At 49.8% G+C, this 22,105-nt stretch carries 23 protein-coding genes; 9 read left to right on the forward strand and 14 right to left on the reverse strand.

Annotation, left to right across the window (positions count from 1 at the left end):
* Positions 1–7: 7 nt before the first annotated feature.
* Positions 8–397 (reverse strand): hypothetical protein, encoded by a 390-nt coding sequence (locus ACES2G_RS05250; protein WP_347356483.1) that lies wholly within the window; start codon positions 395–397, stop codon positions 8–10.
* Between the two features lie 178 nt (positions 398–575).
* Here ACES2G_RS05250 and ACES2G_RS05255 point away from each other — a divergent pair, with 178 nt between their 5' ends.
* Positions 576–1,253: a hypothetical protein gene (locus ACES2G_RS05255; protein WP_347356482.1), complete on the forward strand. Its 678-nt coding sequence runs from the start codon at positions 576–578 to the stop codon at positions 1,251–1,253.
* Here ACES2G_RS05255 and ACES2G_RS05260 read toward each other — a convergent pair whose 3' ends face one another.
* From ACES2G_RS05260 to ACES2G_RS05275, 4 genes are all read right to left on the reverse strand, one after another.
* A complete protein-coding gene (locus ACES2G_RS05260; RefSeq protein ID WP_347356480.1) occupies positions 1,254–1,859 on the reverse strand; it encodes a hypothetical protein in 606 nt (201 codons plus the stop codon). It lies immediately after the preceding gene.
* Positions 1,856–2,617: a TIGR02147 family protein gene (locus ACES2G_RS05265; protein ID WP_374001487.1), complete on the reverse strand. Its 762-nt coding sequence runs from the start codon at positions 2,615–2,617 to the stop codon at positions 1,856–1,858. Before ACES2G_RS05265 ends, ACES2G_RS05260 begins: the two co-directional genes overlap by 4 nt.
* A gap of 155 nt (positions 2,618–2,772) precedes the next feature.
* A complete protein-coding gene (locus tag ACES2G_RS05270) occupies positions 2,773–3,033 on the reverse strand; it encodes a KH domain-containing protein (RefSeq protein WP_347356476.1) in 261 nt (86 codons plus the stop codon).
* A 114-nt stretch (positions 3,034–3,147) separates the two neighbouring features.
* Positions 3,148–3,957, reverse strand: coding sequence for a hypothetical protein (locus ACES2G_RS05275; RefSeq protein WP_374001488.1), 810 nt, complete (start codon positions 3,955–3,957; stop codon positions 3,148–3,150).
* A 281-nt stretch (positions 3,958–4,238) separates the two neighbouring features.
* Between ACES2G_RS05275 and ACES2G_RS05280 the strand changes: the two genes are divergently transcribed.
* Entirely contained in the window at positions 4,239–5,945 is a 1,707-nt protein-coding gene (locus ACES2G_RS05280) for an ABC transporter ATP-binding protein (RefSeq protein WP_374001489.1), read from the forward strand.
* Between the two features lie 33 nt (positions 5,946–5,978).
* Here ACES2G_RS05280 and ACES2G_RS05285 read toward each other — a convergent pair whose 3' ends face one another.
* Both ACES2G_RS05285 and ACES2G_RS05290 read right to left on the reverse strand, forming a co-directional pair.
* Positions 5,979–6,401: a hypothetical protein gene (locus tag ACES2G_RS05285; protein WP_374001490.1), complete on the reverse strand. Its 423-nt coding sequence runs from the start codon at positions 6,399–6,401 to the stop codon at positions 5,979–5,981.
* 16 nt (positions 6,402–6,417) lie between these two features.
* The gene (locus ACES2G_RS05290; RefSeq protein WP_347356471.1) at positions 6,418–7,311 is read right to left on the reverse strand and encodes a pirin family protein; all 894 of its coding nucleotides are present in this window, start codon (positions 7,309–7,311) and stop codon (positions 6,418–6,420) included.
* 79 nt (positions 7,312–7,390) lie between these two features.
* Between ACES2G_RS05290 and ACES2G_RS05295 the strand changes: the two genes are divergently transcribed.
* The 3 genes from ACES2G_RS05295 (at position 7,391) to ACES2G_RS05305 (ending at position 9,463) form a co-directional block, all read left to right on the forward strand.
* Positions 7,391–8,164, forward strand: coding sequence for an AMP nucleosidase (locus ACES2G_RS05295; protein WP_347356469.1), 774 nt, complete (start codon positions 7,391–7,393; stop codon positions 8,162–8,164).
* Between the two features lie 76 nt (positions 8,165–8,240).
* On the forward strand, positions 8,241–8,729 hold the full coding sequence (locus ACES2G_RS05300; protein ID WP_347356468.1) for a hypothetical protein: 489 nt from the start codon (positions 8,241–8,243) through the stop codon (positions 8,727–8,729).
* A gap of 194 nt (positions 8,730–8,923) precedes the next feature.
* A complete protein-coding gene (locus ACES2G_RS05305) occupies positions 8,924–9,463 on the forward strand; it encodes a hypothetical protein (RefSeq protein WP_347356466.1) in 540 nt (179 codons plus the stop codon).
* Between the two features lie 62 nt (positions 9,464–9,525).
* On the opposite strand, the gene ACES2G_RS05310 is transcribed toward ACES2G_RS05305, so the two are convergent.
* The 6 genes from ACES2G_RS05310 to ACES2G_RS05335 are packed head-to-tail and all read right to left on the reverse strand — an operon-like array spanning position 9,526 to position 17,715.
* Entirely contained in the window at positions 9,526–10,083 is a 558-nt protein-coding gene (locus ACES2G_RS05310) for a hypothetical protein (RefSeq protein WP_374001491.1), read from the reverse strand.
* Positions 10,080–11,759: a hypothetical protein gene (locus ACES2G_RS05315; RefSeq protein ID WP_374001492.1), complete on the reverse strand. Its 1,680-nt coding sequence runs from the start codon at positions 11,757–11,759 to the stop codon at positions 10,080–10,082. Before ACES2G_RS05315 ends, ACES2G_RS05310 begins: the two co-directional genes overlap by 4 nt.
* Positions 11,756–12,373 carry a flagellar motor protein MotB gene (locus ACES2G_RS05320; RefSeq protein ID WP_347356461.1) on the reverse strand — a complete coding sequence of 206 codons (618 nt, stop codon included), beginning with the start codon at positions 12,371–12,373 and terminating at the stop codon, positions 11,756–11,758. Before ACES2G_RS05320 ends, ACES2G_RS05315 begins: the two co-directional genes overlap by 4 nt.
* Positions 12,373–13,143, reverse strand: a complete 771-nt coding sequence (locus tag ACES2G_RS05325) for a motility protein A (protein WP_374001493.1) — start codon at positions 13,141–13,143, stop codon at positions 12,373–12,375. The genes ACES2G_RS05320 and ACES2G_RS05325 overlap by 1 nt, the downstream gene beginning before the upstream one ends.
* On the reverse strand, positions 13,140–13,742 hold the full coding sequence (locus tag ACES2G_RS05330) for a hypothetical protein (protein ID WP_374001494.1): 603 nt from the start codon (positions 13,740–13,742) through the stop codon (positions 13,140–13,142). Before ACES2G_RS05330 ends, ACES2G_RS05325 begins: the two co-directional genes overlap by 4 nt.
* 16 nt (positions 13,743–13,758) lie before the next feature.
* A complete protein-coding gene (locus ACES2G_RS05335; protein ID WP_374001495.1) occupies positions 13,759–17,715 on the reverse strand; it encodes a hypothetical protein in 3,957 nt (1,318 codons plus the stop codon).
* A 267-nt stretch (positions 17,716–17,982) separates the two neighbouring features.
* Here ACES2G_RS05335 and ACES2G_RS05340 point away from each other — a divergent pair, with 267 nt between their 5' ends.
* On the forward strand, positions 17,983–18,474 hold the full coding sequence (locus ACES2G_RS05340) for a Dps family protein (RefSeq protein ID WP_374001496.1): 492 nt from the start codon (positions 17,983–17,985) through the stop codon (positions 18,472–18,474).
* Positions 18,475–18,525: 51 nt separating this feature from the next.
* On the opposite strand, the gene ACES2G_RS05345 is transcribed toward ACES2G_RS05340, so the two are convergent.
* Positions 18,526–19,263, reverse strand: coding sequence for a substrate-binding periplasmic protein (locus ACES2G_RS05345; RefSeq protein ID WP_374001497.1), 738 nt, complete (start codon positions 19,261–19,263; stop codon positions 18,526–18,528).
* Between the two features lie 290 nt (positions 19,264–19,553).
* On the opposite strand from ACES2G_RS05345, the gene ACES2G_RS05350 reads away from it, so the two are divergent.
* From ACES2G_RS05350 to ACES2G_RS05360, 3 genes are all read left to right on the forward strand, one after another.
* On the forward strand, positions 19,554–19,988 hold the full coding sequence (locus tag ACES2G_RS05350; RefSeq protein ID WP_262553912.1) for a helix-turn-helix domain-containing protein: 435 nt from the start codon (positions 19,554–19,556) through the stop codon (positions 19,986–19,988).
* A gap of 68 nt (positions 19,989–20,056) precedes the next feature.
* Entirely contained in the window at positions 20,057–21,265 is a 1,209-nt protein-coding gene (locus tag ACES2G_RS05355) for a S41 family peptidase (protein WP_347356453.1), read from the forward strand.
* A gap of 183 nt (positions 21,266–21,448) precedes the next feature.
* Entirely contained in the window at positions 21,449–22,066 is a 618-nt protein-coding gene (locus ACES2G_RS05360) for a hypothetical protein (RefSeq protein WP_374001498.1), read from the forward strand.
* Positions 22,067–22,105: the final 39 nt, after the last annotated feature.

Genomic DNA, 22,105 nt, shown 5'->3' on the forward strand with positions numbered 1-22,105 from the left:
CACCCAGCTAAGGGCGAGGTGTCGGTGGACGAGGCTCGGGGGCGTTGATGCGATTGCAGAAGCCAGAGAGATGCACTTCATAGTTCTTATCGGAAGTGGAGATGGTCAGCATCCCTGCCTGATATCCTTCGCGATAACAGGTCAAGGTGATGTGATACCGGCAAGATAGTCCTGAACGAAGTTGATCGGGACAATCGCTTTGCACCGAGAAGCTGTCGCCGAAAATTGTATGTGAAATGGCACGAAGTACGGTGGAATTGTAATTAGTCAAAAGCAGGTCACGAGTGCGTGCTGCAGACACCGGAAGCATCCCAAAATCCAATCGCGATTCGACCTGTGCCCAAGCGCCCAGCGGAGCAAACAGAGTTAGGAACAGAAGAGTTTTCAAGCATTTCACGAGGACCTCCTTGGTGATAAATCAATTGGGCCTTTGGCTGATTGTGCAGTCAAACCTTAGGCCGGAACTGCAGTTTTTATCTGTTCGAAACATTTATCAGAAACATCTTAAGGTCGCGGCCCATTGACCGCTTTATCGGGACTTGTAACCTGAAAGCCACCTATTGCAGGAGGTCTTGATGAAAGTGGTACTTTTCGCGACAGCACTGTTCTTTGCAACGATGGCCCAAGCGGCACCAGCTCCCGAAAACTGTCAGCCTATGGCTGAAACCAAAGGCGGCACTTTGCTTCAGCGGGCTTGGCTGGATCAGGCTGAAATCTGCATGCTGTCTGTTTCTCCGACGGATGCTTACAAGGACATGGTTTATCGTGACTATGTTTTGACAGCCGATGGGATGTTCATGGTGTTTAATTCCTACGGAACTGATGGGCAGTTTGGGGCCCGGGATTTCTATATGTTCCCGCGCAAGCAGGCAAAGCTCAGCTATGAATGGAATGAAGCCACTCAGGAGCTGACGATTGAACATGTCACTGGGGACCGTTTTGTTTTTGATACGAACAAAGCTGTTTTGAAGTCCATTTCCGGAGCCAGCAAAGTTGTGGTGGATAAGGTTTCAACGAAGAACGGCGGTGGAGTTACGATTGTGGGCTATAAAGGGCAGCTTCTGGATGTGGGCTTTGCCTTGAATCAGGATCCATCCCAGAACAGTAATGGCAGCTCGGTTCTGCGTGACAGCCAAAGATCCTGTTCCCTGCGCAACAAGGATCTTTTCCGCTATATGAGTGACGGGGATGTGATCTTCCGCTTTAAGACGGATGCAGAATTTCAGAAGCTGGTGTCCACCAGCTGCCGATAGTTAGAAAGAGTACATCAGTTCCGAGAACGCACGACGGTCACGGAACTGGAAGTCCAAAGAGTGAACCAGAATGTTCATATGACGAACCCAGCTCGAGTTGGAGCTGGGATTTTCCTCCAGGATGTCACGATAGATAAATTCGTGCATTACCAAAGCGGCTTTTTGATCTTCATTCAAAGACTGCCACAACATAGAATCAATGGCATATTCCTGCACACCAAAACGACTTTCGTTCGTCTGAACAACAGCAATGCGCATGCGGCAGCCGGGCTTTAGCTTGATGGTGCCTTGATCGTTGGGACCTTGCAGTTCAATGCGTGCATGCCAGCGGACCTGTTTGGGCCATTCCTGCAGCCAACGTGTGTATTTCGCAGCTTTTTCAGCATTTACGGCGCGGATGCGAGAGATAAGATCTGCGACCTTTACCTGAAAGCCACGGGCAGAAGAGTAGTCCATGGAAAGGCCTAGAGTATGGGCCTCGGCCACTTCCAACGCCACAGGAGCTCCATTGCGGCAACTGACGACGTAACCACCGTTACGGACAACGTACTGAGCAAAGGCCGATGGGGCCGCAAAAAGAAAAGCAAAAACGATTAGATATCTCATGCCATCTCCTCGGACGCTGCTGCCGGAAGCAACTGCATTCCCAGCGTATAGATTTCTGTGCATTCACCTTGAGAGAGCTTGCTGTAGACTTTCTTCCAGCACTTCTCAAGTTCTTTTTTGGCTTGGTTCAGGTTCTTGGGATTCACGGCCATGGTCACGTAAACCATGTCTCGCTTTTCAGTGGGAACTTTGTGGAAAATATCAGAGCTTCTTTGCATGGCTTCCAAATGGAACTTCTGCACGTCGAAGTTTGGAATGTCGCTTTCAGACGACAGGCTGCGCACAGCTTTGATGTAAGACTCATCGCTTTGGCGTTCCACCAGCCCCAGTTGCTCCAGCTTGTCCATCACCAGGACTGTCTTTTGCGGGCTTACACCGGTCTGATTTGAAATACTTTCAATGTCAGTCAGGTCTGCATGCAGATCCATTGCCGCCAGAACCAGAAAGAAATCCACGCCTGAGACTTCCGAAAACTCAGTTTTGGTCAGGACACGTTCGATGGAGTATGTGGCTTTCTTGCGATTTTTTTCCGATTCAAACAGCTGAATAGCTGCATCGTGGTCTTCTTGGCTTAAACGCAGTCCCGCGATCAGCTTTTCAAAGTTTGCAGAGGAAACCGGACGCTTGTTGTTGAAAATTTCAGAGAGATGTCCGGGGGATATGTCCACCCGCTGGGCGAGCGCACGCAGAGAAAAACGAGGGTTCGCAGCTCGACGTTCTTCAAACTTCTTATGGAAAAATTTATTCAACGTTTTCATGGGCATCTGACCTCTTATCAACTCGTGTTCCACAAGTACACGGTAAACGCGAGTGATTGCAAAGATGTCAGCACACAGGAGGGGATTAATGTTCGGATTTTAAAATCGAACACAGAGCCGCTCTGGCAGCGGCTTTGGCGGAGTGCGCCATAGAATTAGAGAACGAGATCAATCACGGCGCGAAAGCCATGAGTGCCAGCCACAGCAGCCAAAAGCACACGAAGGGCATTGATGGTTTTGCCGTTTGCGCCAATCAGACGACCACGCAGATCCGTAGGCACTTCAATACGATAGATAGTGGTTTTGTCACCTTCGACATAGCTGACCTGGATGTTGTTTTGATCGTTGCAAAGGTTCTGCGCGATAGTGTGAAGCAGACTGCGGATCTCTTCGCGTGAAGACGGGGAATCATTCATGGGGCGGATACTCCTTAAGATCATCTTCTGAATCTGGAAAATGAAACTCAAGGAGCATATAGAAACCCGTACCGTATTCTGTTTGAAGCGAATATTCAAACAGGTCTCAGGGCACTAAATATCGTAGATGCCTCCGCCAGTGTCTGGCGTCTCCATGATATCAAGAGCTTGGTAGATCTCTTCGTTGTCTTCAAACTCGCTGCGTTTTTTTGCGTTCAGACGTTTTTCGTCGTGGCAGGGAGTATAAGCCTCAATGGATTTGGCGATCTTTTTGGCTTTGCCACTGGCGGCTTGAGGGCGAAGGACATCCCAGTAGGATTTACGGCTGAACAGGGCGTTGTCGCGGCGAAGTTGTCCATCCAGCATGCTGAGTGTACAGGTGAAAGTATCAGACGGTGTTTTGCTGTCACCGTTGCTGCATTCTTTTGCGTAGCCACCTTCTCTACCCACATGAAGCTGCATCAGACCATACAAGCGACCGTTAGGCCCTTGAGCTGGCGCGGTCTTGATACATGTGCTTTCATAGTTGGCCATGGCATTGAAAACCAAAACCCAGAAGTTGGCTTTGTCGGTTGGCTTCATCATTGTATAGGTCGGGCAGGCACGATAGATATCCGGCGAACCTTTTTCAAGATTTGGGAAAGAGCCCTTCATATAATCCTCGCGGATATAGTGACCCCATTGCCCCAGTTCGGTACCGCTGGCGAAGCTCTCGCACTTCGGACCCCAGGCAAATTTTTTGTTAATACCGGTAAGGACCGTGGCCACAAATTGCATGTTGTCTTTCATGCGAGGACCGGCAGGTGTGGTCACAAAACAGTCCGTGCAAACCCCAGCTTCTGTACCGCCGCGAGTTGCTGGCGCAGTCGACGAATAAAGTATGGTGGCCGCAACCAATATAGCAATTCTAGATGAAAACTTCATGTCCAGTCTCCGAGTTCAGTTGTTCCTCTAAAGGTGTGGTTGATGGAACACTCTTCGGCTCATACCTGGACTTTCTGTACTAAAAGAGAGTTGTTTTTGTTCATTTGCATGAAAGGAACAGTTGTAAATTAAAAGTGTTTTATTTTGAGCCGTGATTGGTACTGAAAACCAATTAAGACTCACGGGACCTTTTCATTGACCAAAGTTTAGGGATAGGGGAACAGTGGACCTTTTCCAACAGAGTGGTGTTAGAATTCATACTCTATCCAGAGGTCGAAATTATGAGCACAAATATCATTGAAGTCCGCAACCTGGCCGTCGAGTTCAAGACCGAAGAAGGGGTGATTAAAGCCGTTAAAGGCATCTCGTTTAACATCCCTAAAGGAAAAACTGTGGGCTTGGTCGGCGAATCAGGTTCCGGTAAAAGTATCACGTCCCTGGCGATCATGCAGTTGATTGGTCATCCTGGTAAAATCACTCAAGGCGAGATCTTGTTTGAAGGTCAGGATCTTTTAAAAACTTCGGAAAAGAAAATGCGCAGTATTCGTGGCGCACGCGTCTCTATGATCTTTCAAGAGCCGATGACCAGTTTGAATCCGGTGTTGACGGTGGCAGATCAGATCACTGAAACCCTGATGCTGCATCAGGGTTTGACCAAACCTCAGGCGTTGGAAAAAGCCCTGGATTTATTGAAGCAGGTGGGAATTCCCAGTCCTGAAGAAAGACTGTATTTCTATCCTCACAAATTCAGTGGTGGTCAGCGCCAAAGAATCATGATTGCGATGGCCATCGCCTGTAATCCGGAGGTGTTGATCTGTGATGAGCCGACGACAGCCTTGGATGTGACTATTCAAAAACAGATTCTGGATTTGTTGGCCGAAATTCAACAAAGAACCGGAATGAGTTTGCTGTTTATTACGCACGATCTGGGCGTGGTGGCGGATATTGCTGACGAAGTGATCGTCATGAATAAGGGCGAGATCGTTGAACGTGGTGGTTCCAAAGAGATCTTTGAGAATCCGAAGCATCCCTATACCAAAGGCCTCTTGGCATGTCGTCCTTCTTTGGAGGAAAATCCTGATCGCTTGCCGGTCTTGAGTGATTTTATGACGGCGGAAGGGGAGGAGATCACGACTCCGGCTCCGGCGCGTGTGGTGACCCCGGTGGCTGCGCGCGAAGACAAAGTTCTTTTGGAAGTCAGAGATCTGCAAACTCACTTCCCGCATACAGGCGGATTGTTGGGGCGCGTGCAGTCTTGGACCAAGGCGGTGGATGGTGTCAGCTTCCAGGTGAAAAAAGGCCGAACGTTGGGACTGGTGGGGGAATCCGGTTGTGGTAAGACAACCTTAGGGCGCACGATCATGCGCCTGATTGAACCAACAGGCGGGCAGATTATTTATGATGGCCAGGATATCACTGCCATGGATGCCCGTCATTTGATGCCGGTTCGTAAGAAGATGCAGATCATCTTCCAGGACCCGTATGCATCCTTGAACCCGCGTATGACTATCGGAACGATTCTGATGGAGCCAATGCAGATTCATCACATTGGCGACAACAACAAGCAGCGCCGTGAAATTGCGGCGGAAATGCTGAAAAAAGTCGGTATGAACCCATCAATGATGAATCGTTATCCGCATGAGTTTTCCGGTGGGCAACGGCAACGTATCAGCATTGCCCGAGCTTTGATGGTTCGTCCGGACTTTATCGTGTGTGATGAGTCCGTATCTGCGCTGGATGTGTCTATTCAGGCTCAGATTCTGAATTTGCTGTTGGATTTGCAGGATGAAATGAATCTGACATACATTTTTATTTCGCATGATTTGTCAGTGGTGAAGTTTATCTCTGACGAAGTGGCGGTGATGTTCGGAGGCAAGATTGTTGAGCACAACACGGCTCAAAGTATCTATGAAAATCCGCAACACGATTACACTAAAAAGCTGCTGGGAGCGATTCCGAAAGGCATCCCGAAAGAGTTGGTTCTTTAAACTAAAAAGCCGGTTGAAAAACCGGCTTTTTTATTAACGTCGTTTATACCAGCTCCACAGATCTTGGCTGAATTGAACGGGGCTGGGAGATCCTTCATACAGAGATCTGATCTGACGGACGGCAGAGGCCTGCTGGGCTCCTGAAATCTTCAAAATCTTAAGAAGCTCATTCAAGTGCTTTCCTTGACCGACTTTTAAGTCTTTTCCCAAGTTGGTGAAGTTGATTGTGGCAAACTGCTGGGCTTCCAAAGCCTGCTCGCTGACCTCTTCGCTGTTGGTGACGACAGGAGCTGCTTCGGAAGCGGGACCTTTACCAGACATCACTTCGGCGTCACGGGCATGGGTTTCCCAGTTCGGGGCGAAGGTTTCTTCGGCTTGCGGTGAAGGCTCTGTCGGTGTTGAAGCACAACCGGCAAGGGCCATGACGGTGATGGAAAGCAAAACATATTTCAACAAGCAGGTCTCCTTCGCCTTAAGAGCCCGCGGGCTCTGGAGGAAGTGGTATAATGTCAGTTTCCCCGGGAACCTGCGGGAACGTCAACTCTCGCCATTCCTTTTTGGCCTTTTCGATCTTTTCGCGCGAGGATGAAACATAGTTCCAATAGATATAACGCGGCTCTGGGAATGGCTGGCCTCCCAAAACAATGAATTGGGTGTCTTCACTGGCGGTGACCTTCAATGAAGACGCCTGTTCCAGCACCACAAAGTCATCGGGTGGGATTTCTTTGCCGTCAATATCCAGACGGCCTTTGATGATATAAAAAGCCAGCTCCTGATCGCCGGGATCAAACATGAATGTTTCTGATTTGGGAAGTTTTACGTCCATAAAGAACAACGGAGAATAAACATCCACCGGTGATTTTTTGCCGAAAGCCTCGCCCGCAATCAGAGTGACGTTGGCCGTGCCGACGGTGAAGTTCGGAATGCTGGACATCTCGTGATGGGTGAAGCTGGGTTGGCGGTCTTCTTCTGTCAGTGGCAATGCCACCCAGAACTGCAGCAGATGCAGACGATGAGCTTGGCCGTGGATGGCCTCGGGCAGGCGTTCTGAATGAGAAATTCCGATTCCCGCCGTCATCCAGTTGACATCCCCAGGCAGCAGAATCTGCTTGTTGCCCAAGCTGTCATGATGAAGAACCTGACCTTCCAAAAGGTAACTCAATGTGGAGAGTCCAATGTGGGGGTGAGGGCGGACATTGAGTCCATCTCCTGCCACAAAGTCGGTAGCGGGAAAATAATCGAAAAAGATGAAGGGTCCTACCATTCTTTTCTTGGAATAGGGAATCAGGCGATGGACCTGGGGTCCCCCCACTGACACTAGGCGGGGAGGAATCTCCATCAGAATGTGATTTTGCGTAGAACTCATAGTCGGACCCCTTTTCTTCTGTGGATTATCATGTTAGCTTAAACCAATTTACCAATTGAAGAAAAATAATGGGAGTAGCATGAAAACAAAAAAAGAAATCGTCGATAACTGGTTGCCTCGCTACACAGGCGTGCCATTGAATGAATTCGGTCACTATATTTTGCTTACGAACTTCGCTAACTACGTGAAAATGTTTGCCGAGCAGTTTAATGTCCCTGTGCGTGGCATGGATAAACCAATGCAGAGTGCTACGGCTGAAAACATCACGATTCTGAATTTCGGTATGGGAAGCGCCTTGGCGGCAACGTGCATGGACTTGTTGTCAGCTATCAATCCAAAGGCTGTTTTATTCCTGGGCAAGTGCGGCGGTATCAAGAAAAAGAACCAGTTGGGTGATTTTGTTCTGCCGATCGCGGCGATCCGCGGCGAAGGCACCAGTAATGAATATCTTCCGGCGGAAATCCCGGCCCTGCCATCCTTCCGTTTGCAAAAAGCGGTTTCCACAATGATCGCAAAGCACAGCTGTGATTATTGGACGGGCACGGTCTATACGACCAACCGCCGCGTTTGGGAACATGATGAAGCCTTTAAGGACTATCTGACCAAGACTCGTGCGATGGCTGTGGATATGGAAACGGCGACGATCTTCGTGACTGGCTTTGTGAACGAAATCCCTCGTGGAGCTTTGCTGCTTGTGTCTGACAACCCGATGATTCCGGATGGTGTTAAGACAGAAGAAAGTGATAAAAAGGTCACTGCCAACTTTGTAGAGAAGCATTTAGCCATCGGCATTGATTCTCTGCGCGAGCTGCGTGATTCTGGCGAGTCCGTAAAACACATGCGCTGGGATTGATTTCAGACAGTTTTACCCATCTTCCATTCCAAACCCCATTGCGCTCGACTAGGTTCAAAGACTTAAGGAGGCTGCCATGGGGAAGTGGATTCTGATTTTTCTGACCATCACAAGTCTTTTTGCCACGACCAGTGTGCAGGCACAGCAGGATCTGCCGTTGCCATTGCCAGATGAACCTTATCCTGGGGAGCCGAATCCCAATCCGACACCACCTCCCAAGCCTCCACCTCGGCAAGAGATTCCTTATTCGTTGGGCGGCGGAGACACCGGACGGTTTCGCACTCGTACGTTTGATTTTTTCCCACGCAGTGATTTGAACCGGATTGTGCGGGTGCGCTTGGTGGGAACTCGCAACAATATTGAAATCAAAGAAGTGACTATTCAGTACGCGGACTATTCCGGAGAACGCCCAGAGTTTCGCCTGCCGGGAGAGCTGAAGTCCGGCGGGATTCGGGAAACGGCGTTGGATGGGCGGCCGATCTATCGTATTCAGGTTAAGGCTGCCAACTCACATTTCTGGAAAAAGCCGGGAGGCTTTCGGGTGGACGTGATTGCGGTGAGGTAAAAAAAAGATGCCCAAATTTTCAGCATGAAAAATGGACATGAAAATGCAAAAACCTCTCGATTTAGCGGGTGGATTCTTGCGAAATTCACCTTTTTTCACGCAATTAACATATTGTGTCATCTTGAAAGTTGCGATATAACTGGGCCCACTTTAAATCACCTAGACGTTTTAATGCACTATTGGGGAGGCTCGTTTTGATCAATCCAGGCACTAACATGCACGCCGACGAAATCGACACAGATTTGGATTCTGACCTAGACAACGAAAAAGAGGTGAAGAAATCGGCCTTCGACGTAGATGTCGATGAAGAACAGGAAACCGCTCTATTGGCGAGCCTGTCTGACAACCTTCTGATGGAAGGTGAAGAAGATGACCTGAATTTGGATGAAGTAGAAAACATCCTTGAACTTCCAGACGTAGGTTTCCCGAAGTTCACACTAGCTAAGAATAAAGCTCGTTTCTTGAGAATGGTGAGCTGGTACCGCGGTAAAGAAGAGTGGATCGAAGTAGCTCCTCTTTCTGGCGTAACAAAGCTTTTCAAAACTCAAACGAAAGAACTGGAAGGCATCCGTTCTTCCAAGTTGGATTATGAAATGGAACTTGAGACAGGAACTTTGACTCCTTCTCAAAGATCTTACCGCCGCGATGAACTTAAAATGTGTAAAGTTCAGGAAAAAATGGCAGTTCACTTGATCTCCAAGCTTCAAGTGAAGATCAAATCCGGCCGCAGATAGTATTCATAATAAAATTTGAACCACTAAAAACCCGTCTCTTCAAAAAGACGGGTTTTTTTATTTTACAGAGGCAGACTGATGCCGACGAAGCCGTCGAATTCGGTGGCCTTGCTATTGGAGGGACCTGAAAGGCCCAAGGCCCGCACTTCTGCCTTTAAGCTCAGATCCGGGCGCCATTGATATTCGCCGCCCACAGCCAGGCCAAATCCTCCATACGAGGACTGGGTGGACTGGAATTGCCGCTGGTGAAAAGACAAAGAAAAATAGGGACGCCACAGAGGACTGATTCTGACGGAAGTGTCGGCATTACGAAACTCCGTGGTCTGAGTGGTGGTCACCGGGAAATAAGAAAGTCCCAGATCCGGCCCGTACCCTAAATCGCCACCGAAAGTTTCAGTGGCATTCAGTGAATACCCCAGCCCCAGCTCCAGAGACGAAGACAGAGGATAGCGATAGGCCACCAGATAGCTGCCGATACCAGACATGCTGCCCGAGCCATTGTCGGTACTGGCGTTGATGGTAAAGCCACCAAACATCAGATCCAGCTTCCCATCGGCCAGGCATGGGGATGTGCCCAGAAGCAGGCTGAAAGTTATAAGGGTGATTTGGATTGTTCTCATGCAGCCTGTTCCTGGTCGTTTGCTGTTATGACTTCAACGGCCGCTGGCAAAGTCTTCATCGAATGAGCCACGCGTTCTCTGGCGTCGCCGATGCGTTGAGCTGATGGCATCTGGGTGTCAAAGTGCTTAAGCAGTTCAAAATAGCGAATGCGCTGGCGATCTGAAAAACGGCTTTCCACTTTTTTGCGCTCAATGCGGGAAACATTGAACATCGCCAAGGCCCATTCCTCCACTTTGATTCTTGGAACCAGAATGTCCATCTGCGAGTCCGTCAACTCAAACACAGGGTAGAAAGCCGGACGCATTTCTGTCAGGTTCAGATTGCCCGATGCTTGATAGATCTCTTTTTCAATCTGGGGATCGACGATCTTCAGATAACTTAAAAGATCCTTCTGGTTTTTGTAGCATTCCAGCATCTGCACATTTTGCAGGGGAGCCAGTTCCAAAGCGCGCTGGCAAAGAGCCTGAATGCGTTCAGACTTCAGTGGCGCTGGGGTGTGGGACGGGTCTAAAAGAACGCCCCAAGCCCCTGGATAAACCTCACGAGCCACCTGCAAAGATAAAGAGCGTGGCAGGTGAGCCAGGATCGAGAACGCCTCAGTGCGTGGAAGACCTTTAAAGAATTCGGTGCGACGAGTATCCAGGCGCCAGATCATGATCAGCAGGTTCTGCCATTCCTTCTGCAGCTCGTTGCGGGTAATGCGCAGGCATTTGTTCAGAATTTCAATGCAATGACTGTCGACTTCGCCCGGTTCGCTCAAGGCACGCAGCCAAGTATCACCGAAAGAAAGACTGAAAACCTGCTGACGGCAATCAAATGGGAACTCAACCAGGAAAGCTCCGAAAGAGGCCGGGTACTCTTCGGCAAAGTTTTGCAGCAGCATCATATCTTCCAGATTTGGGAAGGACGGATTGTCCTTCAGAATCTGAATGCCCGCGTGCAGTGTTTCTCGGGTTTTGATCGGATCGTTGAAACGAATATCTCCATTTCTATAAGTGCTCGAAGATTTTTCAGGCATATCGATAGCCGGCATCGGCATATTTTGTCCAGCAGGGGCGGCAGAGGCATTCTTGCCCGCTTCCCGGAAGCCTTCTTGCAATGATCCTGAAAGACGCTTGGCTCCGAACCACGTCGCGCCCCAGATGCCTGCCATAATCAAGAGCAAGGCGACCAGGCCCATCGGCAGCCAGATATTGAACAGAGTCTGGTTGTCTTCAAGACGGCTCCATTGACGGCGTTGAATTTCGACCGTGTCGCGGGCTTCCACCAGACTCAGGTTTTTTGCCAGGGCGGATTTCAGTTCACCCACTTCATCTTCAGAAAGAGTGTTGGGAACCGAGACGTTGACGATCGTCTTTTTTACGCGGGTTAATAAAGCCGCGTTGGAAAGATTCGGATCATCCCATTCATCAAGAATTTCTTCGTCGCGCAGGTCATAGTAGGGCAGTTTGTCCGAAGTCTTTTTCTGCACATCCCGCAACAAGGGGTCAATGGCCACGGTCACGATAAATGGGTGCTGAGGGAAGCGTCCTTTAAGAAGATTCAAAGCCTCCTGCGACAGGGACTTTTCCAACTCCACAACCCGCGGATGCTTGTAATTCTGCGCCAGAGCCAGGGAACAACCCAGCACCAAGGAAACAAGGATCAGCATCTTGCTGAGAATAGAACGATTCATAAAACCTCCGGTTGGATAACTAAAACAATTTTGCGGGCCAGATCCAGCGTTGAAGCGGGGGCTCTGATATCCGAGCTGATTTTTGCCAGTTCTTCTGCGGTGACGGTCAGCTCGCCGTAGCCACCCACTTGAATGCGCTCAAGTGGAATTCCTGAACCCTGAAGAATACGCATCGTCGAGATAGAGCGCAGAGCGCTGAGTTCAAGATTGTCTTTGAAACGATGATTTTTTCGAGGATCGATTTTTTTATGATCCGTGAAGGCTCGAATACCGACCTTGTACTGACCTGCATAGGGCAGATAGGTCTTGATGAAATCCTGCAGGACCGTGCGACCGGCCGCCGTCATTTCGATCTTTCCTGAATCAAAAAACGAGATTCCCGGAAATTCCACCAAAATATGATTGCCCTGATCATAGGCCACACTGTGGTCCTCCTGACCTTGCAGGTGTTTCAATAAAGCCATCCGCACGCCGTTACGATATTCGGTCTCTTGTTCATTGGGGTTGATAGAGAAAAACACGATAAAAAAGGTCAAGAGCAGAGTGACCATGTCTCCATAGCTGATGGCCCAGGTGCCTTCGCTATCCACTTCCACTTCGTCAGTGCGTCTCATTACGTCTCCAATCCTGCAGAGTTCAAGTGCAGCTGTTGCTCTTCCGGAGCATAGGAGTTCAATGTTTCCTGAGCTTCCAGCAGCGAGGTGTTCTGAGCCATCAGCATCAGTGTCTGAACCGCCATGTGCCCAAGGTCTTCTTCATCCGAAGCTTTCTTTTGAATCAGTTCACCGGCAGGATTCAGAACCAGGTTGGCCAGAACCAGGCCATACATGGTGGCAACCAGAGCCAACGCCATTTCAAAGGCAGTTTGTTTTCCGGAAAGTCCTTTTGAAACGCCATTCATGACATTCACCAGTCCCAGAACTGTTCCCATCAGACCGAATGCCGGAGGATATTTCGCCAAACTGCGCAGAGAGTTTGCGACCTTCTTTTGGCGGCGACCATACTGATGCACGCGTTCCTCAAGAATTTTTTGCAGTCGTTCTGTCGGAACTCCCAAGGAAAGTAGTTCCACGCCATCCAGAAGAATACGGCGGTGCAGTTGTCCTTCTGTCGCGGTAGGCACCTGGCCTTTCATGGTGGCCAGGCAATCTTCCAGAGCTGACTGATAGCTGGGGCCTGTTTTTTTCCACAGCTTTTGCAGAGCCAGTTTCAAATCTTTGCGAAGGTCCCAGGGCAGGGTCATCATGCCCACGGACAAAGTGCCGCCCAGAACCATCAGCAGGGCTACGATGTCCAGATACGAATTGACGTTCTGTTTAAGATACATGATGGCCGTGGTGAAAAAGCCGACCGCCACCAGGATGGAAAGGGGGAAGATACTCATAAGTCACCTCCGGATTGGTACTGACTCAGGCGTTGGATCATATTGCGTGTTTCGATATTTTTAGGATTGAGATTCGCGGCCCTTTTGTAAGAGTCCAGCGCCTGTGTCAGATCCTTCTTTAGGTAGAACACATTTCCCAATAGTTCGTGGAACGTCGCCACGTCAGGGTACTGGACGACCATCAGCTGCAGTGTTTGCTCTGCGCGGTCCAGATCTCTGTTGCGGATTTGCTGTTGGATCGAAGCCACGTTGCTGGCGACGTGATCCAGACGGTCTTCCGTCTTTTTACTGTTTTCGCGTAAAGAGACCGAGATCTGAGTGTCCTGCGGAAGTTTGGCCGCCGGGATCACAAAATTTTCGGACAGATAGCCGTCTTTGGAAAGTGTGATCTGAAAAGCATTGCGCGAAGGTGGCAGTTTGTTGGCATCCACATTAAGCGGTGTCGTACCAATCTTGGTCAGAGTGCCTTCCGAGGACTTGAAGTACACATCCGCGCCTCCCGGCTCGGATTGGACGTGCAGGCCCGGGGATGCGCATCCGCTCAAACAAAGGAGCAGGGGGATGGCTGCGATGATTGTTCCCAAATTTTCGAGTCTCATTGTAAACACTCCTTGATTACCACCATTTTTTTACTTTTCTGATCACTTTGCCGTCGCGCTCACCGATGTACAGATTTCCTTCACTGTCGAAGGTCAGGCCGTAAGGGGTGAACAACGAAGCTTTGATTTTTTTAATGCCGGAACTGGAGTCGATGCCCAAGCCTTCGTGCTCGGTCATCAACTGGCTGCCGGCGCGCACAGCAGAGCTGTCCGCGCCGATGACGATTTCTTTGGCGCCGTCGGATCTTTTTACGCAAGTGACGCGATGGAACCCGACTTGTCCATCCGGATTTTCGGCCACGGTCAATGCCAGCGGGTTCGTGGTAGTGGTGTTTGTAGCATAAAGGGTGTTCATCCCTGATCCGCTGGTGTAGCAGATCATATCTTTGCTGGGATCAACGGGATCTGCATAGACCGTCAAGCCGATGGCGTATCCGTCATTGATGGTGATGATTCTTTTGACTTCGTTAGAGAGGGCGCTGACCCCGGCCACTTCAACATCGCTGCCAGACAGATTGATATACTTGATCTCGCTGGTTGTTTTGTTGGACTGGTCGATCACCAGCATATTGGTGGGGTGTCTTGGATCTTTGACGATGGAAAGCGGGTATTCGAAGCGGGCCGCTGCCAGGGCGCCTTCTGCATTCCCCGCAGTGCCGCACAGGCCGGCAACCGCATTCAAAGTTCCAGTCGAGTCCACCTTCATGATGCAGTGGCGGCGGAACTGAGTGAAGTAAATCGTGTCATCCTGGGTTGTGGTCATCGAGAACGGTTCCATGCGGGCAGCGCTGGCGGCGGTGCCATTGGCGGACTCGGTGCCACAACCTAAGGCGTAGTTCCCGGCGATCAAACCCACTTTGCCGTTGTCCACCGGGCTGCCATAGAAAGTGCCCGAGGGACTGTTTTGATTATATAGATAGAAGCCACAGGATCTGTTGCCGGCGGGGACCCAGTGGCGATCCAGGACCAGAAGATTGTCGGCAATAAGTGCCAGACCGCGCAGTCCGTGCAGCAGAACCTCATGGGCATTTTGCATGTTAGTGTATGTGCCATATCCCATGCCCAGAACTGTGTCGAGCAGGCCCGTGCTCAGATCCAGCTTGCGCACACGGTTGTTCTCGGTCGTTTTTCCATCGGGTTGGAAATGCGTCGGCATATTAAGGCCGGCCTCGGTCGTGTCGGCGATCAACAGGCTGTTGTCACTGGTTCTGAACAGAAGATCCGAAATGAAATTCAGACGGGCTTTCGGGGCATCCACGGCGGGTGAATCGGGAGAAGAGTTGGATTTGGGATCCGTGATCGTAAAAAGGGTGCCGATATTTCCGTCGTCGTTGCCAATATCCAGTGTGCGCAGGCGATTGTTTGAAAAGTCGACCATGATCAGTGAATTATTATCAATGGTGATGCCGTAGGGATTAAAGACGGTGTTGGTGTTGGCTGGTTTGGTGTTTCCGTTATAATTACCGATACCGGTTCCCCAGATTGTCAGCGACAGGTAGGCTGCCACGGCCACGCCGCCGAAAGTTTTTGTAGTACTGCGCACGTTGGAATAGATTACCCGATGGGCATCGGTGGAGGTGACGAAGAACCCTTCCAGAACGCCACCGACCTCGTGAATCGCAAGGCCTCGGGGATAGAAGTAGCGGACAAAGTTTGGGACTTGCGCGCCTGTGGCGGGGCCGGAGCAAGTGCTTTGGCCAAAGACACTGAGAACCTGATTCTGTGCCAGGACCTGGGTGCCGGAGCCCGCTGCGTTCGGCAGAGTGATGCCACCGGCACTGTTCAGGTTGATGGCGCGAACAAAGCAATGACTTCCATTGGATTGAGTGAAGTAAAGATTGCGCAGACTGTCCATGGCCAACGCCCACGGTGTATGAACTTGACCTGTCCCGGCCGCCAGCGTGGTTCCGTTTGTGGTAGCAGCTGTGGACTGGTTGGATCCGTTCAGGCGTCCCACCAGAATGCGCGCTGTCCAGGTCGCAGGATTGGAGTTGGTGATATTGACTTCTTTGATGGCATGAGTGCTTGAACAGGTCACATACATACGTTTGGCGGTAGTGTCGAAGACCATTTCGACGGGGCCGCCACAGACATGGTTTGTGGCCAGTTCGTTGTCGGTATTGCAGTTGGTGAATCCGGCAGCGCACTGCAAGTTGGTTTCGTTGCCAAAGACACGCAGGCCCTGACCAGTGCTGTCGATGCGAACGATGCGGTGATTTCCCCGGTCGGCAATGTACAGAGCATTGCCGGTGTTATCGTAGTACATACCTTGGGGGGAACTGAGCTTATAAAGATTGTATGTGTAAGAAGGGTTGCTGTCCACAGAGCGTCCACTGGCTCCGTTACCGATCAGCATTTTGATTTCCCCAGGCTGCAGGGTTTTGCCCAAAACTGACTGGGTTTTGTTGGACCTGTTATAGTACCAGACAGCGTGATTGGAAGAGTCCGAGAAGAAGAAGTTGTTCACAACCGTCAGTCCGTCACTGTTCAGAACTTTGTGAATCAGACTGTAGTTGATGCGCAGTTTGTAAGGTTCAGTCAGAGCATTGATAATACCGTCGTTGTTTGTGTCGGTCATGATACCTGGAGCACCGACCAGCGTGCAAATTTGCCCGGCCTGTAACTGATTGCAGGCGTCACTAAAGTGATTGAACTGAACATTCCAGGTGTTGGTATTGGAAAACTCAAAGTCAGTGGCACGATCTTCACGCGCCCGTACCGAGATGGTATGGCTTCCCACCAAAGACGGATTCGGATTGAAGATCAACTGATGTGGACTTGCATTGTTGATACTCAGATAGCTGGGAAGGCCACTGAAAGGTGGTTCATAGGTGGCGCCATCAACGATCCAGATATAGCGAAGCGCATCCGAGTTTTCATCAGTGCTGTTCACAGAGAACGTCATGTTGGGTGTGTCATAGTTGCGTGCTAGTGAAGTGGAAGAAGGGGCTGGGCCGAAAAGAACCGGCGCTTTATTCAGCAGCACTTGCACGCTGAAGCTGGACTCAGCTCCGGTGCCATCTGAAACTTTGGCGGTCAGAGTGTAAGGCCCCAGGCCCGGCAAGGGGTCCAGAGTTGAAGCATACAAAGTCAAAGATGTGCTGACTTCACCAGGGAGAGGTGTGCCCTCCAGTTCCCAACTGTAAGAGATCGGCGGAACGCCGGTGACGTCGAGCATGTTGAAAATCTTGGAGCCTGAGGACGGAATGATCACATAAGGGCTGGTGTTCGGAGAGACGCCGCCGATATTGGCCACGCCGGAATTGATGATGGAAACGGTCCAGGCCGGGGAGATACTTGTTGAGTCATGTCCATCACTGACTTCAACACTGATGGTGGCGGTGCCGGAAAGTGTGCAGTTTGGAACGAAGTCCACGGTGGCCCCAACGCCTGTGGAGTTTTGATTTATGAAGAAGGTCGTGCCTGCGATGCCGTTGACCTTCCAAGTGTAGGTTCGTGCATCGTTGTCAGTATCCGCTGTGGAAACCGACAGGGCCAGGCTTCCAGAGCCGCAGGTGACAGAGGCACCAGTGGCAGCGGGACTTCGGGCTGTGATTACTGGAGGCGTATTCTTATGAATAATAAAGCTGTGACTGTCCGTGGTTTTTCCATTGGTGACAGAAACGGAAAGGGTATGGTCTCCGGGCAGCAGACTTGCTCCTGATAATATATGGAATGAATTGGTAGAACTCAGTGCTGTGCCGTTTAAAGTCCACGTGTATGTCAAATTGCTTCCGGCTTTGGGATCTACTGTGACCGCAAAGGTGGTTTCGCTTGTTGAGTTCATGATAACTGGAGAGTCGGTGGGAGTCAGAGCTGTGATCTCCACCGCCCCGGTCTGTTGAGGGCCTACGTCCAAGAGATCGCTGAACTTGCTGCCTCCGCCACCGGTGCAGGCGGTGAGAAATCCGATAGCAAGAAGGATCAGGATTCGAGCTGTTTTCAAATATGTGTAAAGAAAATTTGATCTCATATTAAGAAGATCGGCCCTAAGATGTGTCATCTTGAGAGAGTAACACGAGATTATTCACATATTTAGGTACTTTGGTCTTGAGATTTGCAAACGTTTAATCAAAATTGAAATGTCTTAGTATATATGGGTGATCAGTTTTGTGAGGAACCTGTCAGGAAATGTCGAGGAAGCATCGCCCAAGGTCCACATGTCACTACAGTCTCAGTGAAAAATAGTTTACCCTTGGACTGCTCAACCTATGAAGTCAACGTATGAAAGGAACAGCCCATGGCAAAAAAGAATGGCAGCACTGTAGGAATTAATATTGGCATCAACGAAAAGGACAGAAAGAAAATCGCTGATGGTTTGTCTCGTTTGTTGGCGGACTCTTACACTCTTTACCTTAAAACTCACAACTTCCACTGGAATGTCACAGGGCCTCAATTCCAAACTTTGCATGTGATGTTCGAAGGTCAATACACAGAGCTCGCAACAGCGGTGGATCTGATCGCAGAACGTATTCGTTCTTTGGGTGTGGCTGCACCGGGTACGTACAAAGAATTCGCAAAGCTGACCAGCATTGCAGAACCAGTGGGTGTTCCATCAGCAAATGAAATGATCGAACAACTTGTGGAAGGGCAGGAGGCCGTGGTTCGCACCGCTCGCTCGATCTTCCCGCTGGTTGAAAAAGCCGGTGATGAAGTCAGCGCGGATCTGCTGACCCAAAGAATGCAACTTCACGAAAAAACAGCGTGGATGCTGCGCAGTTTGCTGGAATAGTCAGAAGAAGACAGTCTATGTCGTCAAAAGCCTCCGAATACGGGGGCTTTTTTATTTGTGCAGTTGTTGTTCCAGCAGCTTGCGATAGGCATCGTGATTTTTCTTCAGCGCCTTTTCTATCCTTTGAAAAGTCTTTTCCTCAATGTTCTTGCTAAAGGCGATATGCAGATTCAGGTTTGAGTTCGGGACGATAAAGAGCTGGAACTCCTTTTCGGCCTTGATTTTGTGTAGGATGTATTCCCCGTTGGAAGCCGTGGGGATGAAGATTCCATCCAGTCGTTTATAGCGCAGCTTTTGAATATTGCGCTCGATCACATCTTCTCCGCTTAGCGCTTCAATCTTGATTCCCTGCCGAATCAGTTCATGAGGAGTGAAGGAGTCCTTAGAGTGGCCCAAAGTCAGACCTTTGAAGTCTTTTAAAGACTTGGCTTTTACCAGCGGGGAGTCACTGCGAACGATGATCGCCGAGGATGTTGTGAAAAGGGCCGTGTCAGAAAAACGCAGGAACTTTTCCCGCTCAGGAGAGCGTGCCAGAAACAGGGCCACATCTGTTTTGCCATGCTGCAGGTCCTGCAGTACTCGGGCAAATGGAGTGGCTATCCATTGCAGCTTCACGCCGGGAGTGTGATTCAGATAAGTTTGATAAAAGGTGATGCCTGGCCCCTGAGGCTTGCCGTTTTGTACAAAGATGTGCGGTGGAAAGTCATAGACGCTTATGCGCAGAGTTTCAGCGGAAGCGCCCAGTCCTTTTAAAACAGTTATCAGAAGAATAAGAAGTGCTTTGTTCAAGATATATCCCGGTTTGGTGGCGGTCACTATACCAAACACAATGAAGTAGAGGTATCGAAAACCCAAAGGAATTGGGGACAAGTGTGGTTTAAGCAGGACTCTAAAAAGGCACTTTAAATCAAAAAGGCGGTCAAGAGGCATTTTGGGGACCTTCAAAAGTCCAGTGTTTTTGCCTGTTTAAAGTGTCTCAAAAAATATTTGCAACTGGCCCTAAATTCTCAGCGTGATACGCCGATAGGTACAAAGTGAGTCAAATAAGCTTTGATAATGTTTCAAAAGGGGAGGACTAAATGTCACGCACAGTTATGATCGTGGTGAGCGATAACCAGGAAACCATCGAGAACACAAAGAAGTACTGGGAGAATCACGATGTGACAGTTCAAGCGTATTCATCTGCACAGTTCAGAGAAGGCCTTGATAATGCATTTTTCAGACAACAACTGGTAGCGGGTGTTCCGGCTTTGGCTTCTGGCACAAGCCCGATCAATTCTGACGTGGGTGGCGGTAACGTTATTCAGTTCCCAACGCCAACGGCAACAGCAACAAGCGTGCAAAAAATGGAAGAGCTTGAAGCTCAAGCTATCGAAAACGCGATTGTTCAATACAAAGGCAACCTGACTGAAGCTGCAAAAGCTTTGGGCATCGGTCGTGCGACTTTGTATCGTAAAGTAAAGCAATACCACATTGATCCTTCTGCAGCTCGCAAGAAGAAAGTGGCTGCTTAGTCTCCTTTTGAATTGAAAAACGAAGACCGAGTGATAAAACACTCGGTCTTTGCTTTTACAGGACTAAGATGACCCGTATTTTTTTCGCTATCCTACTTGCACTTGGTTGTGCTTACGCTGCTTATCATTTCACTCTGCAAAAGGGTTTTGTAAACCCATATCCGGCATTCTGCGATCTGGTGTCGCAAAAAATATTTCTGGATGATGCCAAAATCAAAAATTGGAAGAAGACCTGCCAGCGTCGCAGTCGTCTGGTGACTCCATATTCACAAAAAAAACTTATCATCAAGGATATGAACAACGTGCTGGCACTTCTGAAGGTGTCGCATCTGGAAGTTTATGATTCCAAAGAGGTTGCCAGCATCTGGCGCGGGGAAAGTCTGGAAACCGGCATTGAAAGCCAGTTTGTGGACGGCGAGCTGGTGATTTTCAAAGTCCATCCGAACTCGCCGGCGGAAGATTTGGGATTGCGTCGCGGGGATATCATTCAAACTATTAATGCGGAACAACCCAACCCTTGGGAAGCTCAAGCCCAGCAGGGCTCTTATCTGATTCTTCGCAAAGATCAGGAGTTTTCCGTGAAAATCAAACCGCGGGCGATTATTCGTTCGGAGGAAATGACTTTGCAGACAAGGTCTGCTGGGCACGGAGTTCTGAAGGTGCCGTCTTTCCGGGCCGCTTTCTTTGCAGATGAAAAACTGCAGAAAATTGAGGCTGATTTGCTGCCACTGAAAAGAGTTGTGGTGGATTTGCGAGGCAATGCCGGTGGAAACTTTGTTGCGGGATTGCGATTCCTTTCTCTGTTCCTGTGCAAATCCGAACTGGTGGGCAGCCTTGAACGTCCCCGAGCCGCGGTCAAAAGCTCAGCGGAATTTCCAAATGACCTGAACGATCAGGCTCAACTGGCGATTCTGGACACGCACAGCGAGGTGCTTTTAAAAACCTATGCGCAGAAAAGCTGCTACAACGGCGAAGTACGGGTGTTGGTGGACGGGAAAAGCTCGTCCGTGGCCGAAATGGTTGCGCAGGCTTTGAAAGAATTTAAAAAAGCTCCGCTGTTGGGAAGCCCCAGCCGGGGACAACTTCTGGTCGGGGTGTGGTATCCGTTGGATGACGTTGCGCCCGGGGTTCAGATTTCCATCCCCGAGGCGGTGTACCTGAGTCAGAAGAAATATCGCATCGAGGGACAAGGGGTTGAATTGGACCGGGTTCTTTATTACCACCTGCCGGAAATGCAGGCGGGGATTGATTCCTGGGAGAAAAAGGCCCTCGACTAGACCCTCGGGATTTGGATTTTTATGTGTCAGGATGAGATGATCAGAACGATACGTCTAACATCTTTTGTACGTCTGTTCAGGCCTTGTTCAGCTAGAATGAATAAGTGCGGTTTTTAAACGGCATGCCCTTCGCATTGAAAGTCATTGAGACTCGAACTGTCGTGACTTCTGAGGGGTGAAATAATGAGGAACGCAAACGTGATCGAATTTCCAAAAGCACAATCTGTAAGAAAAAGATTGCAGGATAAAGCTCAAGAACAAAAAGCAGTTCTTGTTCTTTCCATTGCCTCCGTTTTGATTATGACAGTTTTCCTGAATCAGTGGCTGGTGCGCGGCCCGGATCAGGGTGTGGCGGCTGCGGGTAATCGCGGTGTCGCAAGTTTTGAACCTTCTACTTTTGCCAAAGACGTTAAATGGGAACATGACCTTGCCAAGCGTATGGCGCGTGAGAAGTCCACAGCAGCGGCGAGTCTTGCGGAAGCTCCGACATTGCGTGATGAGCTGGTGTTTGGTTTCCTGGAAGGCAAATACGGCATGAAAACTGTGGAAGGCCGTATTGAAAGTCTGGAATTCATCGACGCTCAAGCCGGTGAACACCCGATGCAGATCGCAGATAAAGCCGAGTTTCTGAAAAAGTATTCCGATGCCTTTGGCGTGCAGTTCGCAGAAGTCAGTCTGGCGCAGAACTCCTCTGGCGAGCAGGTCTATAGTCTGATTGATTCCTCGAAGGAAATCGTCGGCAAAGCCCAGTTCGTGACAGACGATCAGGGCCGGGTCCAGGCGATCAATTTCGCGCACTAATCTCTTTAGTGTTTCCTGTTTCAAGCCGATACGATCCTT

This window comes from Bdellovibrio bacteriovorus, from assembly GCF_041888015.1.
In the GTDB taxonomy this organism is placed as follows: domain Bacteria; phylum Bdellovibrionota; class Bdellovibrionia; order Bdellovibrionales; family Bdellovibrionaceae; genus Bdellovibrio.

What these genes read in the sequence shown, in the direction of transcription:
- ACES2G_RS05255 (WP_347356482.1), top strand. Translation starts at nt 576, where the DNA reads ATGAAAGTGGTACTTTTCGCGACAGCACTGTTCTTTGCAACGATGGCC.
- ACES2G_RS05260 (WP_347356480.1), bottom strand. Translation starts at nt 1,859, where the DNA reads ATGAGATATCTAATCGTTTTTGCTTTTCTTTTTGCGGCCCCATCGGCC.
- ACES2G_RS05265 (WP_374001487.1), bottom strand. Translation starts at nt 2,617, where the DNA reads ATGAAAACGTTGAATAAATTTTTCCATAAGAAGTTTGAAGAACGTCGA.
- ACES2G_RS05270 (WP_347356476.1), bottom strand. Translation starts at nt 3,033, where the DNA reads ATGAATGATTCCCCGTCTTCACGCGAAGAGATCCGCAGTCTGCTTCAC.
- ACES2G_RS05275 (WP_374001488.1), bottom strand. Translation starts at nt 3,957, where the DNA reads ATGAAGTTTTCATCTAGAATTGCTATATTGGTTGCGGCCACCATACTT.
- ACES2G_RS05280 (WP_374001489.1), top strand. Translation starts at nt 4,239, where the DNA reads ATGAGCACAAATATCATTGAAGTCCGCAACCTGGCCGTCGAGTTCAAG.
- ACES2G_RS05290 (WP_347356471.1), bottom strand. Translation starts at nt 7,311, where the DNA reads ATGAGTTCTACGCAAAATCACATTCTGATGGAGATTCCTCCCCGCCTA.
- ACES2G_RS05295 (WP_347356469.1), top strand. Translation starts at nt 7,391, where the DNA reads ATGAAAACAAAAAAAGAAATCGTCGATAACTGGTTGCCTCGCTACACA.
- ACES2G_RS05300 (WP_347356468.1), top strand. Translation starts at nt 8,241, where the DNA reads ATGGGGAAGTGGATTCTGATTTTTCTGACCATCACAAGTCTTTTTGCC.
- ACES2G_RS05310 (WP_374001491.1), bottom strand. Translation starts at nt 10,083, where the DNA reads ATGAGAACAATCCAAATCACCCTTATAACTTTCAGCCTGCTTCTGGGC.
- ACES2G_RS05315 (WP_374001492.1), bottom strand. Translation starts at nt 11,759, where the DNA reads ATGAATCGTTCTATTCTCAGCAAGATGCTGATCCTTGTTTCCTTGGTG.
- ACES2G_RS05320 (WP_347356461.1), bottom strand. Translation starts at nt 12,373, where the DNA reads ATGAGACGCACTGACGAAGTGGAAGTGGATAGCGAAGGCACCTGGGCC.
- ACES2G_RS05325 (WP_374001493.1), bottom strand. Translation starts at nt 13,143, where the DNA reads ATGAGTATCTTCCCCCTTTCCATCCTGGTGGCGGTCGGCTTTTTCACC.
- ACES2G_RS05330 (WP_374001494.1), bottom strand. Translation starts at nt 13,742, where the DNA reads ATGAGACTCGAAAATTTGGGAACAATCATCGCAGCCATCCCCCTGCTC.
- ACES2G_RS05335 (WP_374001495.1), bottom strand. Translation starts at nt 17,715, where the DNA reads ATGAGATCAAATTTTCTTTACACATATTTGAAAACAGCTCGAATCCTG.
- ACES2G_RS05340 (WP_374001496.1), top strand. Translation starts at nt 17,983, where the DNA reads ATGGCAAAAAAGAATGGCAGCACTGTAGGAATTAATATTGGCATCAAC.
- ACES2G_RS05350 (WP_262553912.1), top strand. Translation starts at nt 19,554, where the DNA reads ATGTCACGCACAGTTATGATCGTGGTGAGCGATAACCAGGAAACCATC.
- ACES2G_RS05355 (WP_347356453.1), top strand. Translation starts at nt 20,057, where the DNA reads ATGACCCGTATTTTTTTCGCTATCCTACTTGCACTTGGTTGTGCTTAC.
- ACES2G_RS05360 (WP_374001498.1), top strand. Translation starts at nt 21,449, where the DNA reads ATGAGGAACGCAAACGTGATCGAATTTCCAAAAGCACAATCTGTAAGA.